Below are 13,505 nucleotides of genomic sequence, written 5' to 3'. Positions count from 1 at the left end.
CAGGCTGAATGAATATTTTTAAAAAGTATGATTAAAATGTGATGTGAGAGTGTGTTCCTCAGGGAGCATTTGGAGAAATAATACTCCGAAAAAGAACCTTAAGAGCCTTTTGAGCAGACGGCACCAAAAGCTTAACATCTGGAACCTTTTCTTTTTCTCTATCCTGATAGAAAACCTCAGTAAGCAGGTATGATTGATAATCAAGATTAATTTGAATTGAGGAAGATTGAACTGCAGCTGATTTGGTTATTTGCTGTACTTCATCTTCTTCAGTGTCAGTCTGTTCTTGCTTATCTGCAACTTGTTCAGGCACAATGGCAGCCTGTGTCAGCACAAATAATGCTAGCAAGATACCAAAAATGGCCTGTAAAAAACGAGCTGATATGTACTTAGAAATCTTCAAAGTGCGGCAAATGTAGTAAAATCACCGGTTAAGAAAAGTAGAAATTACTTTTAGTGCGACATCAAAATTGTCATGATTCGGAATAATGAGATCAGCCCAGCGCTTTGAGGGCTCGATAAATCTCTTGAATGAGGGAGTCACATGATGTTCATATCTGTATAAAACGTCTTCTAGATCATAACCACGCTCATTGGCATCTCGAATAATACGTCTCTTCATCATCAGGTAATGTGGTGCTTCTACATAAAGCTTCAATTCGAGCAGCTCTCGAATTTCCTCTACATGAAGTACAAATATTCCCTCTACAAGAATAACTGGTCTACTTTCTACAGTTATTGTCTTTGCTTCGTCCTCATCCCTATTAAAAGTATATTCCTTGAATGATATGGATTCTCCGTTGATAAGCTTTTTTAGATCACTGACATATTTATCATGATCTATCGATTCCAGACGATCAAAGTTTTCAATGCCCTGCGCATCTTTTTTTTGTTTGGAAATCTCAACATAGTAGTTATCCATCGAAAGTAGTGAAGCATCTCTCAATTCGGACATGAGATTCTTCATGAAGAGCGTTTTTCCAGATCCACTTCCTCCGGAGATACCTACAATGATTGGTTTAGCCATGATGTTTTTGAAGGTGATCAAGAAGTTTTTTTAAAGCCTTGGCGCGGTGCGAAATTTTATTTTTTTCCTCTTGTGGCAGCTCCGCGAACGTTTCGTCATAACCCCGAGGTTGAAAAATTGGATCATACCCAAAGCCATTGAGCCCTTTCTTTTCATTTGTAATCGTTCCTTCAATAGCTCCTTTGAATTGTATAAACGCTCCTTCAGGACTGATATAAGTAATCACAGTTTGGAACTCTGCGGAGCGATCCATGTGCGACTCGAGACGATCCAAAAGGAGATTCATATTTTTTTCATCATCCTTCTCAGGGCCTGCATATCTTGCAGAATATACCCCTGGCTCACCATTTAGCGCCTTCACAACCAATCCACTATCATCAGCAAAAACAGGAAGTCCTTTCTTATCGAACACGTACTGAGCCTTAATGTGCGAATTCTCTTCGAGTGAATCTCCGGTTTCGGCAATTTCATCTTCAAGACCCAGATCATTTAAACTGAGAATAGAGATACTCTCTGGCATGATCTTATTCATCTCCTTTACCTTGTTTTCATTATGCGAGGCAAAGCAAATCTTCATTTTACTGCTTGGTAACTTCTGTAGGAAAAAACTCAAAGACTAAAACAGCATTTGCCGGAATTATAAGCCCTCTGGTTCCGGCACCATAACCTAATTCAGAAGGCATAGCCACAAGGGCACGCCCACCTACGTTCAATTCCTTAAAGGTGGCTGAGACACCATCAGAAAAGCCACGTACAAATTGACCGTTGATTGTCCATCCTGAGGCGGCATAAGTAATTGTAAAAGGAGAGTAAATCTTGTTTTCTGAAAATGTCGTAGAAAATTTATCAGGAATGTCTTCAACGTTTCTGATGCTATCACCAATGGCTTGAATTGAGGTATCAAAAATAGAATCGTTGGTAAGCATTCCAACATAATCGAAAGTAACAATATCACTTTCATCTATCGGTAAGCCGGAACCTTCTTCTAGAATTATGTATCGAACTCCTGAGGTAGTAGTCTTGAAATTATCATAGCCTTTATCTTCCATGTATTCCGCTATGATAGTGCTATCTTCCTCAAGTTGAATTGAGGGGTCTACCTGGATGACAACATTACCATCACCACAGGCCATCAGAACCAAGGCGGCTATTATTACAAATAATCCCTTTTTCATCAATTAATCTCCTATTTCTACTAACTCTACGTCGAATACCAAAATTGAGTTCTCTACAATAACATCACTTCGCCTTCGAGGACCATACCCTAAAGGGCTAGGAATGTATAATGTTGCTTTGGCACCCTCATTTAATTGCGCTAGACCTTCATGCCAGCCTAAAATGACTGAGGTAAGATAAAGCTGAACTGGATAAGTACCTGAATCAAAATCCCTTCCATCTAGCATATATCCAGCATACTTGACTTGCATCGCTTGGCCAAGCTCAGGTTTTGGGCCGTTACCCGCTTCTGTTATAACAATTCCAATGCCATTTTCAGTGGTAGTTGTAAGCTCAATGTTGTTTGTTTTATAATAATCATTTAAGATATTCAAATCGATCCTAAGCTGGGTAGTATCTATAATGCTTTCCATGAACTCCTTCTGCTTTAATGCAGATTCCCTATAGTACTCGCTTTGAGATTGCAGCTTTTCCAATGAGATAAAGAATGCGATTTTACTTGCAGCTGGAATTGAGTCAGGGAGAGGTGCTCTAAATGTATTCTCAAAAAGGTCAGATGCCGTAATCTTGAAAGTGACGCTATCGCCTACAACTAATTTTGGTAATATTTTAAAAAGCTCACCTCCATTTTCTGAGAAACTACCGCCAACTCTCATGGGTGCAGGCTCATTTGTAGCAAAAATTTCATAGCCACTTTCAGTGTCGTATTTAAGGTTGAAGAAGGAGATTTCAGTACTATCCTGAGATAAAACACCTTCGCCTTTCTTCAAATAAGTAACGGTTGTGCCTCCTTCTGTTTCAAACGAATTTCCACCACATGCAACAAGTGTGAGTGCAAGTACTACGTATCCTAATTTTTTCATTTAATGCGTGTTTTTAAAATATCTTTTTCTATTAATTCTTTAAATTTTTTCTCTGTCTCTTCCAGGGAAAGCTCAGACATACCTCCTGAAGCATTTTTATGACCTCCACCGCTAAAATATTCTTCCGCGAATTTATTCACAGCAAAGTCCCCAATGCTCCTGAAAGAAAGTTTTATTTCATTTTCTCGTTCTATAATAATTGCCGCAACTACTATGCCTTTGATTGAAAGAGCGTAATTGACCAATCCTTCAGTATCTCCCTGCTTAAGCCTAAAATCTTTAAAGTCTTCTTCTTCAATCACAAAGTATGCTACTCTCGAATCCTCAATTACTTGCAGTTTCTCAGCCAATGCATGACCAAGAAATTTCAACCTGTGCAGGGAATTAGTGTCATAAATGAGACGACTTACTTTGTTTACATCAGCTCCCAGATCGATCAGGTCCGCGACCATCCGATGCACTTTTGAAGTAGTGGAGTTATGCTTGAACGATCCGGTATCAGTCATTACACCGGCATAGAGGCATTCTGCGACATCCACACTAATGGCTTTCAATCCGCTGTAATCTACAATGAGGTCAAAAATAAGCTCTGCAGTAGCAGCAGACTTGTCGTTCCAGAAATCGAAATCAGGCTTTATTTCTGGATTTAAATGATGATCTACTAAGGCAACTTTTGCTGAAACGCTTGATGCGATTTCTTTCATCTCTTTGATTCTTCCAAACCCAGAGAAATCAAGACAGAATAATAATTCTGCCTCATTGAGTAGTCTGTCAGATCGATCTTTTGACTTTTCGTAATTGATTACCAGCGAATTACCCGGCATCCATTCCAGGAAGTCAGGATAACTATTTGGAACTATGGTATATACATCGTGCCCAAGACTGACTAGAAAGTGATGTAAACCCAACGAAGACCCAAGTGCATCTGCATCAGGATTTGCATGGGTAGTAATGACGATCTTTTTAGGGATTTGTAGGAAGTCCTTTAACGCCTGTGTGTCCTTCATAAAAAATGCCCAAGACGGGCAAAAGTGAACGGCAAAATTAGTAACATTTATAAAACACACGAAAGCCGGGCAAACTCTTCAAGAATCTCTTATTTTTGCGGCGAATTTTAGAAGCGAAAAAATACGAATAATGGCTGGAAAAAAGACATTTACAATGATTAAGCCCGATGCATTTGGGGCAGGAAATTCTGGTGCAATCATCAAGATAATTGAAGAAGCAGGATTTAGAGTTGAAGCAGCTAAGCTTACAAAGCTATCAGCTGAGCGGGCAGGACAATTCTACGAAGTACATAAAGAGCGACCATTTTACAATGATTTGGTTTCATATATGTCTTCAGGCCCTATAATCGCAATGGTACTTGAAAAAGAAAATGCTGTTGAAGATTTTAGAAATCTTATTGGCGCAACCAATCCTGCTGAAGCAGCAGAAGGAACTATCAGGAAGCAATTTGCCACTTCTATCGAGGCAAATGCGATTCATGGTTCTGATTCTGATGAAAATGCAGCAATCGAGGCGAGCTTTTTCTTCTCTGCAACTGAGAGATTCTAAGAAGAATAAAAAAGTAAAAATTGAAAGCCTGTGATATTCGCAGGCTTTTTTTATTGGGCTTCAGTAAGCGACTCATCACGCCGCTCGATCCAAAAGTTGTTAAAACCTTCCCCGAGAGAAATTACAATCTGCTTCAGCTGAAGTAGTTCGAGAATAGATAGAAAGTTATAAATGACTAGAATTTTCTCGGGCTTTTCATCGATCATCTCAGTAAACGAAAGCTTCTTTCCATAAACGAGACGTTCCATCAGTTTTGCTTTCTGCTTTTCAATGGTGTATGGATACTGCACTACCTTGTGAATAGGTTTGTTTTGCTCAAACTCATAGCGCTTCATTACCTTCTGAAAAACCTTCATCATCTTGTAGAGATCCAAATCTTGCATTTCTGCCTCTACATTGATGGTCTCTGAAAGCTTTTTGATTTCCTTTTTAAGATTGCCTCGCTTTTCTCTATCCAGCCTTTCAGCTTCCATTTCAGCAAGGGTGGCTACTACAGACTTGTATTTCTTATATTCCAGAAGATGTTTAATAAGTTCTTCTCTGGGATCAATTTCGTTGCCTTCCTCATCAATCACAGGACGTGGAAGTAACATTTTTGCTTTGATCCGCATCAATGTGGCCGCAACCAATATGAATTCACTTGCTACTTCTACATTTAGCTTTTCAAGGTGCTCAATGTATTTTAAAAAATCATCAGTAATCTTCGCTATTGGGATATCATATATATCCAGCTCGTCTCTTTCAATAAAGAAGAGAAGCAAATCAAAAGGCCCTTCGAAGAGCTCGAGTTTTATTTCAAATTTTTCATCCTGCACCACAACTCAAAATTACCGACAATATGGAATTTCCCCGGGATTAATTTACCTTTCTGTCGAATGCTTAGTTTTGCAAACTATCCAAAAGGATAAAGAGCTGTTTCAAACAATCCTGGCTTAGGAGCGTTTGGAAGAAATACCTTAGAAAATGGAGATTAAACCAGGACATCTTTTAGCCGAGATTAACTCACCGGACGACCTGAAGAAGCTAGATGTAAGGCAACTAGCCCAAGTATGTCACGAACTAAGAGACTTCATCATAGATAATGTGTCTGTTTATGGAGGTCACTTTGGCGCAAGCCTTGGTGTAACGGAACTTACCGTAGCTCTTCATTATGTATTTAATACACCTCAAGATCAACTAGTCTGGGATGTTGGGCATCAAGCTTATGGCCACAAAATTCTAACCGGCCGTAAAGAAACCTTTCACACAAACAGGAAGTACAAAGGAATTTCAGGATTCCCCAAAAGAAGTGAAAGTGAGTACGACACTTTTGGGGTAGGTCACTCATCTACATCAATATCAGCGGCGCTGGGCATGGCCGAAGCCTCTCGACTACAAAACGATAATGAGAAGCAGCATATAGCGGTAATTGGTGATGGAGCCATGACTGGTGGTCTTGCTTTCGAGGCAATGAACCATGCAGGTGTGAGTAATTCGAATTTGCTCATAGTTTTGAATGACAATTGCATGTCTATTGATCCCAATGTAGGTGCACTCAAAGATTATTTGACCGATATCACAACCAGCCAAACTTACAATAAGGTGCGGGACGAAATCTGGAAATTATTAGGTAAAATCAGCAAGTTTGGCCCTAATGCCCAAGATATAGCCGCCAAGGTCGAGAACTCAATGAAGAGTTTTTTGTTAAAGCAAAGCAATCTTTTTGAATCTCTCAATCTTCGCTATTTCGGCCCTATTGACGGTCATGATGTGAATCATTTAGTAGATGTGATGGAGGATTTGAAGAAGATTCCAGGACCTAAGATCCTTCACTGCCTGACAGTAAAAGGAAAGGGATACGAATTAGCCGAAAAAGATCAAACACTATGGCATGCCCCAGGCACGTTTGATAAAATCACGGGTGCCATCAATAAAAAGAAACACGAGACACCTCAGCCACCTAAATTTCAAGATGTTTTTGGGCATACTTTAGTGGAGTTGGCTGAGAAAAATGAAAAGATCGTCGGGATCACACCGGCAATGCCATCGGGATCCTCTATGAAAATCATGATGGAGGCTATTCCGGAAAGAGCATACGATGTAGGTATAGCTGAGCAGCATGCAGTTACATTTTCTGCTGGGCTTGCCACTCAGGGAATGATTCCATTCTGTAACATTTACAGCACATTTATGCAACGGGCATATGATCAGGTTATTCATGATGTCTGTATTCAGAACTTGCCTGTTATATTCTGTATGGATAGAGCCGGAGTAGCAGGTGCCGATGGACCCACACATCATGGAGCCTACGATGTTGCGTATATGAGATGTATTCCTAATATCGTTGTTTCTGCGCCCATGAACGAGGCTGAACTTCGAAACCTCATGTACACTGCAAGTGAGCATAACGGGCCATTTTCGATCAGATACCCACGTGGAGCTGGAACAATGCCAGAGTGGAGAACTGAGATGAAAAAAATTGAAATCGGGAAAGGAAGACGTTTGGTGCAGGGAGAAGATATTGCCATTCTTTCCATTGGTCAGGTTGGAAACTATGCATTAAGTGCAGCAGAAGAATTGAGTTTAGAAGGTTTGAATCCATCAGTTTATGACATGCGTTTTGTAAAACCACTGGATGAAACCCTTCTACACGAAATTTTCAGAAATCATAAATCAGTGATCACTGTAGAGGATGGCTGTATCATGGGAGGCTTTGGATCTGCAGTATTAGAATTTGCTGCAGATAATAATTACAAAGCTTCAATCAAAAGATTAGGCATTCCGGATCGTATTGTTGAGCATGGTGATCAACCACAGCTTCATAGAGAATGCGAATACGATGCTGAAGCAATCAAAAAGGCAGTATACGCACACATCTCATATCAAGAGTCGGTCCTTTAATCTGAAGTGACTCATCGTGAAAATCTTGAAAGAGAGATTTTTTTCGTATTTTAAGAATACATATGAGGAGTAATTTAAAAATCGCCGCTTTATTCTCCCTTCTATTATTAATGATTGTCTCTTGCAAGAAATCAACTTCTAAGGCAAACAATCAATACCCTGAGAGAGAGGAATATATTGTGGATCTTGATTTAGAACAAATCAAGGAGAGAGGTTATATCACAGCCATAATTGATAATAGTTCTACAGGGTTATTTGTCTACAAAGGCAAAACCATGGGCTATGAATATGAGCTCCTTAAATTGTTTTGTCAGGAGCAAGGGCTGCAGTTACGTATTAATATTACCCAAAATATCGGCGAAGGATTTAATAAACTAAATGCTGGTGAAGGTGACATCCTTGCCTACAACCTTACGGTAACGAAAGAACGAAAAAAAAGGATCGCTTTTACCCATTATCACAATTTGCAGAGACAGGTCTTGATCCAAAGGAAACCCAAAAACTGGAGGCAGATGAAGCTTCACGAAATAGAAGCTGAGTTATTACGCAACCCAGTGGATTTGATAGGTAAAGAGGTTGTGGTAAGACCTCATTCGTCATATCATGATCGAATGATGAATTTATCCGATGAGATTGGCGGTGATATCTTAATTGTACCCGGAGACACCAATGTAGAAACAGAGACACTAATCAAACAGGTAGCCGAAGGAAAGATTGATTATACAGTAGCCGAAGAGAATATTGCATTGGTGAATTCAACCTATTATAGGAACCTTGATATAAAGACACCAGTGAGTTTTCCTACTCAAATCGCCTGGGGAGTTAGAAAGAATTCTAATCAGCTTCTGCTAGCCCTGAATGATTGGATAGAGCGCATGCGGAAGACCACCGATTATTATGTTATCTACGATAAGTATTTCAGGAGCTCCAAATCAGCTTTGATGAGATCGAGAAGCAAATATTCTTCAATCAGAGGAGAGGCAATATCTCCATATGATTCCTTGATTCAAGACGCAGCGGATGAATTGGGGTGGGATTGGCTGCTACTTGCAGCCCAGATTTATAGAGAGTCAAAGTTTGATGAAAATGCAAAGTCATGGGCAGGGGCAATTGGACTAATGCAAGTCATGCCGAGAACTGGTAGAGAATATGATGTTAGAAGTCTGTACGACCCTACTCAAAATATTTATGCTGGCAGGAAGCACCTGGAATGGCTACAAAATCAGTGGGCTGATAAGATTGAGAATGAAGATGAACGGTTAAAATTTATATTGGCATCCTATAATGTAGGACTTGGCCATTTGCAAGATGCAGTTCGGCTAACGGAAAAATATGGAGGCAATGTTGAAAGCTGGGATGATGTGAGCGGCTATTTATTGAAGAAGTCTAAATCTAAATATTTTAATGACCCTGTTGTAGAATATGGTTATTGCAGAGGCTCTGAGCCAGTTGCATACGTAGTTCAGATACTTGATATATATCAGAACTATAAGGAAATTTTGGAACAAGAAATTTCAGATGAAACCATTATTCAGTAGCGGTATCCGTTGGTTAAAAAAACCCCGAGGTTACTTCTGTTAAATGTGTGGTATATATTTTAAACAGTCCTATCTTTAGCCAAAAAATAATCCACCCCTAGTATGAAAAATCAGCATGAGATATTATTAGAAGAATATCACAAGACAAGAAAATCTGATCTTTCAATTGATCAATTCACTTATATACTGAAAATTTACCCATCGCTGCTTGTGTGTATGAGTGATGGTAAGCTAGATCCTGAAGAATGGGATGGAGTATTAAATATTTCCAAAGGTCTTGCCTTGTTGTACCTTGATCAAATACCTAACTCAAACGCGGAGAAAATAGAGACGCTTTTTCGAACCGAATTCAGATATCTTCTTGAGAATATAGATAAATGGGAAAAGAAATTCTTAAATACGCTTAAAAGCTATCTTGAAGAGCATCCTGGCGAAAAAGAATTCGTGTATGAGGCAATGTATTTGTTTGCGAATGCAGCAGATGGAATAGCACATGAAGAGCAGCGAGCGATTGATAAATTATCTAGTCGCCTTTCTTTAGAGCATTAAATCTATCAATTATCTTTTCATAGTTTACTTCTGATGTCTCCAGTTTTAAGACTTCATCCATCACTTTTTTCTGGAGTTTGCCAAGCCTCAATGCTTCTGAATAAGGAATATCTGAAAATGTAACCATGCTATAAAGTGGAATCCATTCCGCTGGATATCTTTCTTGAATTTTCGACTCAAGCTCCTTCCTTCGGAGAAAATCAGGATCGGCAACATGATCACGCATTTCAATAAAATTGTGCAAAGCAAGCTCCGAAATGGCATCAGCATTTTTCTTTCGAGTAGATGAATAAGCAGGTAATATTTTATCCCATTCCCAACTCATCTCCTCTGCCATTTCTACAAATAGCCTGACGTCTTCAAACCCGGAGTTCATTCCTTGGCCATAAAACGGAACTATTGCATGAGCTGCGTCACCAAGTAGAATACTCCGTTGCTTGTGCCATGGCTCACACTTTGTGGTCACTAATGATGAAGTAGGATTTTTAAAAAATTGATCAGATAAGTCAGGTATCAATTCCTGTGCATCGCTGAAGTACTCTTTGAAAAAGGCATCAACTTCTTCTTTAGTCGTAAGTGCAGCAAATGATGGACTGCCTTCAAATGGGAAGAAAAGTGTGCAAGTGAACGTTTTATCTGCATTGGGCAGCGCTATCAACATGAAGTTCCCTCTTGGCCATATATGCAGATAATTAGGTTCTAATCTAAATCCCCCTTCTTTTGGTTTAATCTCAAGCTCTTTATATCCATGCTCGATATAGTGTTGCGAAAAGTTGAACCTATCCGTAAATTGTAATTTTTTACGTATTGCTGAAAATGCACCATCGGTTCCAACAATCAAATTAGATTCGATCTGTTTTCCATTTTCAAAAAAAATGGTGTTTGTATCAAATTGAATATCACTGCATTTGTGATCAAAAAATACCTCCACACCTGCTTGCTCAGCACTTTCGATAAGCAATTTATTGAGCTGGCCTCTTGATACTGAATTGATAAACTGCCCCTCTTTTCCATAAGACTGAAAAGTCAATTCACCAGCTTGATCATGCATCATTCGGCCATTCATTGGAATGAGATAGGGCTCAATTTTCTCATATACGCCTGCTAGTTTAAGCGGGCGGATTCCCCTGTCTGACAATGCCAGATTAATAGATCTTCCCTCAGATACGCCTGATGTACGAGGATCTTTTCTTTTTTCGAAAACCTGAACGTGGAATCCTTTCTGTTTCAGAATTACGGCCAATAAAGACCCTACCAGTCCCGCACCAACGATGCTTATTTTATCCTTCATTGAGTATTGCGTCTTCAAGTATTGTTACAAAATTCACAGCATCAGCAAACGAGTTGTAAAGCGGAACAGGTGCCACTCGAATCACATTAGGCTCCCGCCAATCCAAAATCACCCCGTGAGCAATTAGATATTCAAATACACTCTTCCCATGGTTGAGAAGGTACACGGATAGCTGAGCACCACGCTCGTCATGTTTTGATGGAGTGATGATTCTAATTTGGCCTTCCAGTACGTCAGACTCAAGAATGAGTAGCTCCATAAAGTCTGTCAACTTCAGACTCTTAGCTCTTAAATTTTCAATACCAGCATCATCAAATAGTTTGAGTGAAGCAAGATGTGCTGCATGCGATAGGATATTTACATTGCTCAGCTGCCAGCCATCCACTGTTGGGATGGGGTTAACCTGATTATTCATTTTGAACCTTGCCTCTGAATCATGGCCCCACCAACCTGAGAGTCTGGTTAATTCTTTGTTTTTTGCATTTCGTTGGTGGATAAAAAGACCTCCAACACCTCCTGGACCTGAATTTAAATACTTGTATGTGCACCAAACAGCAAAATCAACGTTGTGCTCGTGTAGTTGAAGGGGCACGTTTCCAACTGCGTGGGCAAGGTCAAAACCGGCATTGGCACCTACATTATGCGCCGCTTCGGTTATTGATTTGATGTCGAAGAATTGCCCGGTATAATATTGAACCCCAGGAAGCATAACTAAGGCTAATTCATCCCCCAGCTCTACAATTTTATCAACAATTTCCTTAGTACTTATATTTTCCGATTCATCAGAAGATTCCAATTCAATAAGGTTCTTTTTTACGTCAAATCCACTATTCTCAATGCGCGAGTAAACAGCGTAAAAGTCTGAGGGAAAAGCGCCTCTCTCAATAAGAATTTTGCTCCGTTTACCTTCTGGCTGATAGAAAGAAGCCATTGCAAGGTGTAGATTTGTTGTGAGGTTATTCATTGCTACCACCTCATGCTCTTTGGCACCAACAATTTTCGCTAAAGAAGCTTTTGAATTTTTGTGATAGCTCACCCAAGGCTTATTTCCAGTAAAATGGCCTTCTACTCCCCGTTTTTGCCAATTCTTTAGTTCCTCATTGACAAATACAGAAGTTGATTTTGGCTGTAAGCCGAGCGAATTTCCACATAAATAGATACAGTCTTTTCCATCTCGTTGTGGAAAGTAAAATTGAGATCGGAATGTGGATAATGAATCTGTAGAATCGAGCTCTTCCGCTCTTTTAATTGCTTTTTCCTTCAAAATGTCTTCTTAATCAGTGAATCTAGGATCAGTTTCCATTGCTTCACCGCAATTATCGCAAGTTCTTAACTCTTCCGAATTGAAAAACTCTCGAAATCTTGGCTGAAAATCTTTTTCTACATCCTCTAAGTGGAAGTAAGTATCGTGAAGCTTGTGATTACAATGATCACAAAACCACATTAAACCATCTGTATGTCCTCCTTCTCTTTTCCGCTCAATCACAAGCCCTACAGTATTCTCTGGCCTGGCGGGAGAGTGTGGGACTCTAGCCGGATGAAGATACATCTCGCCTTCTTTGATAGGAACTTTAACTGCCTTTCCATCTTCTTGAATAGTAACTTCAATATCCCCTTCTAGCTGATAAAATAATTCTTCCGTTTCGTTGTAATGGTAATCTTTCCGAGCATTGGGTCCACCCACAATCATTACTATATAGTCTCCAGCCTCTTTATATAGATTTTTGTTCCCTACTGGGGGTTTAAGTAAGGCCCTATTTTCATCTATCCATTTTTGTAGGTTGAACGGTCTTTTTATCGCCATGTCAGAGATGTTTATTTTTGAAGAAAAGTTAGGAAAAATTTATGGATTTAGACCTGAAAGGAAGAAGAGCTTTGGTTTGTGGTAGTTCCCAGGGCATGGGACTCGCGATAGCAAAGGAATTAAGTGAAATGGGAGCGAATGTGACCCTGTTTGCGAGAAATGAAGAGTCCTTGAAGAATGCACTGCAACAGCTATCCCCCGGGGATCATGACTATCTGGTTGCTGATTTTGATAATCTTCCATCAGTAAAGAATGAAGTATCAAAAGCTTTGGAAAAAGGATCCTATCAAATACTTGTCAATAACTCAGGAGGTCCAGCTCCCGGACCACTGGCAGAGGCTGATCTTTCAGCTTTTGACGTGGCTATGAGGCGACACCTACATGTGAGTCATACACTAATAAGGTTATTACTGCCTGGGATGAAAGAAGCGAATTTTGGACGAGTAGTTAATATTATCTCAACTTCAGTAAAAGTGCCAATATCAGGATTGGGTGTAAGCAATACTGTACGAGGCGCAATGGCATCATGGGCAAAAACTCTTGCAAATGAGCTAGGACAATTTGGGATTACAGTGAATAATATTTTGCCTGGATTTATTAATACTGCTAGAATTGAAAGTCTGGTCGCTGGAAAATCGAAGAGCCAAGGAAGATCAGAAACTGAGATTGAAGCTGAAATGAAAAAAACCATACCCACAGGAAGATTTGGAGAACCTTCCGAAATTGCTGCCTATGCGGGACTCTTGTGTAGTAACAGTGGAGCATATATTAATGGTACTAGTTTAAGAATTGATGGGGGACGAACCGGTTCAATCTAATA

At 39.7% G+C, this 13,505-nt stretch carries 15 protein-coding genes; 5 read left to right on the top strand and 10 right to left on the bottom strand.

The window, feature by feature from the left end; all coding sequences use genetic code 11:
* Positions 1–58: 58 nt before the first annotated feature.
* From ACL8WY_RS08115 to ACL8WY_RS08090, 6 genes are all read right to left on the bottom strand, one after another.
* On the bottom strand, positions 59–349 hold the full coding sequence (locus ACL8WY_RS08115; RefSeq protein WP_436517933.1) for a hypothetical protein: 291 nt from the start codon (positions 347–349) through the stop codon (positions 59–61).
* Between the two features lie 75 nt (positions 350–424).
* Positions 425–1,048 carry a uridine kinase gene (gene udk, locus ACL8WY_RS08110; protein ID WP_436517932.1) on the bottom strand — a complete coding sequence of 208 codons (624 nt, stop codon included), beginning with the start codon at positions 1,046–1,048 and terminating at the stop codon, positions 425–427.
* Entirely contained in the window at positions 1,020–1,604 is a 585-nt protein-coding gene (gene rdgB / locus ACL8WY_RS08105; RefSeq protein WP_436517931.1) for an RdgB/HAM1 family non-canonical purine NTP pyrophosphatase, read from the bottom strand. Before rdgB ends, udk begins: the two co-directional genes overlap by 29 nt.
* 1 nt (position 1,605) lies before the next feature.
* On the bottom strand, positions 1,606–2,202 hold the full coding sequence (locus ACL8WY_RS08100; RefSeq protein ID WP_436517930.1) for an FKBP-type peptidyl-prolyl cis-trans isomerase: 597 nt from the start codon (positions 2,200–2,202) through the stop codon (positions 1,606–1,608).
* 3 nt (positions 2,203–2,205) lie between these two features.
* Positions 2,206–3,066 (bottom strand): FKBP-type peptidyl-prolyl cis-trans isomerase, encoded by an 861-nt coding sequence (locus tag ACL8WY_RS08095; protein ID WP_436517929.1) that lies wholly within the window; start codon positions 3,064–3,066, stop codon positions 2,206–2,208.
* Positions 3,063–4,073, bottom strand: coding sequence for a DHH family phosphoesterase (locus ACL8WY_RS08090; RefSeq protein ID WP_436517928.1), 1,011 nt, complete (start codon positions 4,071–4,073; stop codon positions 3,063–3,065). The genes ACL8WY_RS08095 and ACL8WY_RS08090 overlap by 4 nt, the downstream gene beginning before the upstream one ends.
* A 130-nt stretch (positions 4,074–4,203) precedes the next feature.
* Here ACL8WY_RS08090 and ACL8WY_RS08085 point away from each other — a divergent pair, with 130 nt between their 5' ends.
* On the top strand, positions 4,204–4,623 hold the full coding sequence (locus ACL8WY_RS08085) for a nucleoside-diphosphate kinase (RefSeq protein ID WP_436517927.1): 420 nt from the start codon (positions 4,204–4,206) through the stop codon (positions 4,621–4,623).
* A 50-nt stretch (positions 4,624–4,673) separates the two neighbouring features.
* On the opposite strand, the gene ACL8WY_RS08080 is transcribed toward ACL8WY_RS08085, so the two are convergent.
* Positions 4,674–5,441 (bottom strand): segregation and condensation protein A, encoded by a 768-nt coding sequence (locus ACL8WY_RS08080; RefSeq protein ID WP_436517926.1) that lies wholly within the window; start codon positions 5,439–5,441, stop codon positions 4,674–4,676.
* A gap of 145 nt (positions 5,442–5,586) precedes the next feature.
* Here ACL8WY_RS08080 and dxs point away from each other — a divergent pair, with 145 nt between their 5' ends.
* The 3 genes from dxs (at position 5,587) to ACL8WY_RS08065 (ending at position 9,590) form a co-directional block, all read left to right on the top strand.
* On the top strand, positions 5,587–7,503 hold the full coding sequence (gene dxs / locus ACL8WY_RS08075; RefSeq protein ID WP_436517925.1) for a 1-deoxy-D-xylulose-5-phosphate synthase: 1,917 nt from the start codon (positions 5,587–5,589) through the stop codon (positions 7,501–7,503).
* Between the two features lie 62 nt (positions 7,504–7,565).
* Positions 7,566–9,041 carry a transglycosylase SLT domain-containing protein gene (locus tag ACL8WY_RS08070; protein ID WP_436517924.1) on the top strand — a complete coding sequence of 492 codons (1,476 nt, stop codon included), beginning with the start codon at positions 7,566–7,568 and terminating at the stop codon, positions 9,039–9,041.
* 102 nt (positions 9,042–9,143) lie between these two features.
* Positions 9,144–9,590, top strand: a complete 447-nt coding sequence (locus ACL8WY_RS08065) for a hypothetical protein (RefSeq protein WP_436517923.1) — start codon at positions 9,144–9,146, stop codon at positions 9,588–9,590.
* On the opposite strand, the gene ACL8WY_RS08060 is transcribed toward ACL8WY_RS08065, so the two are convergent.
* From ACL8WY_RS08060 to ACL8WY_RS08050, 3 genes are read right to left on the bottom strand one after another with little or no spacing between them, the layout of a single operon-like run.
* Positions 9,565–10,881 (bottom strand): FAD-dependent oxidoreductase, encoded by a 1,317-nt coding sequence (locus ACL8WY_RS08060; RefSeq protein ID WP_436517922.1) that lies wholly within the window; start codon positions 10,879–10,881, stop codon positions 9,565–9,567. The two genes, ACL8WY_RS08065 and ACL8WY_RS08060, sit on opposite strands and share 26 nt — an antisense overlap.
* Entirely contained in the window at positions 10,871–12,145 is a 1,275-nt protein-coding gene (gene kynU / locus ACL8WY_RS08055) for a kynureninase (protein WP_436517921.1), read from the bottom strand. The genes ACL8WY_RS08060 and kynU overlap by 11 nt, the downstream gene beginning before the upstream one ends.
* A 9-nt stretch (positions 12,146–12,154) precedes the next feature.
* Positions 12,155–12,685: a 3-hydroxyanthranilate 3,4-dioxygenase gene (locus ACL8WY_RS08050; protein ID WP_436517920.1), complete on the bottom strand. Its 531-nt coding sequence runs from the start codon at positions 12,683–12,685 to the stop codon at positions 12,155–12,157.
* Positions 12,686–12,726: 41 nt separating this feature from the next.
* On the opposite strand from ACL8WY_RS08050, the gene ACL8WY_RS08045 reads away from it, so the two are divergent.
* Entirely contained in the window at positions 12,727–13,503 is a 777-nt protein-coding gene (locus tag ACL8WY_RS08045) for an SDR family oxidoreductase (RefSeq protein WP_436517919.1), read from the top strand.
* Positions 13,504–13,505: the final 2 nt, after the last annotated feature.

Origin of the sequence: Ekhidna algicida, from assembly GCF_051379705.1 — a bacterium.
Classification (GTDB): domain Bacteria; phylum Bacteroidota; class Bacteroidia; order Cytophagales; family Cyclobacteriaceae; genus Ekhidna.
Note: the sequence above shows the minus strand (reverse complement) of the source record. Positions and strands in the feature narration are given on the sequence as shown.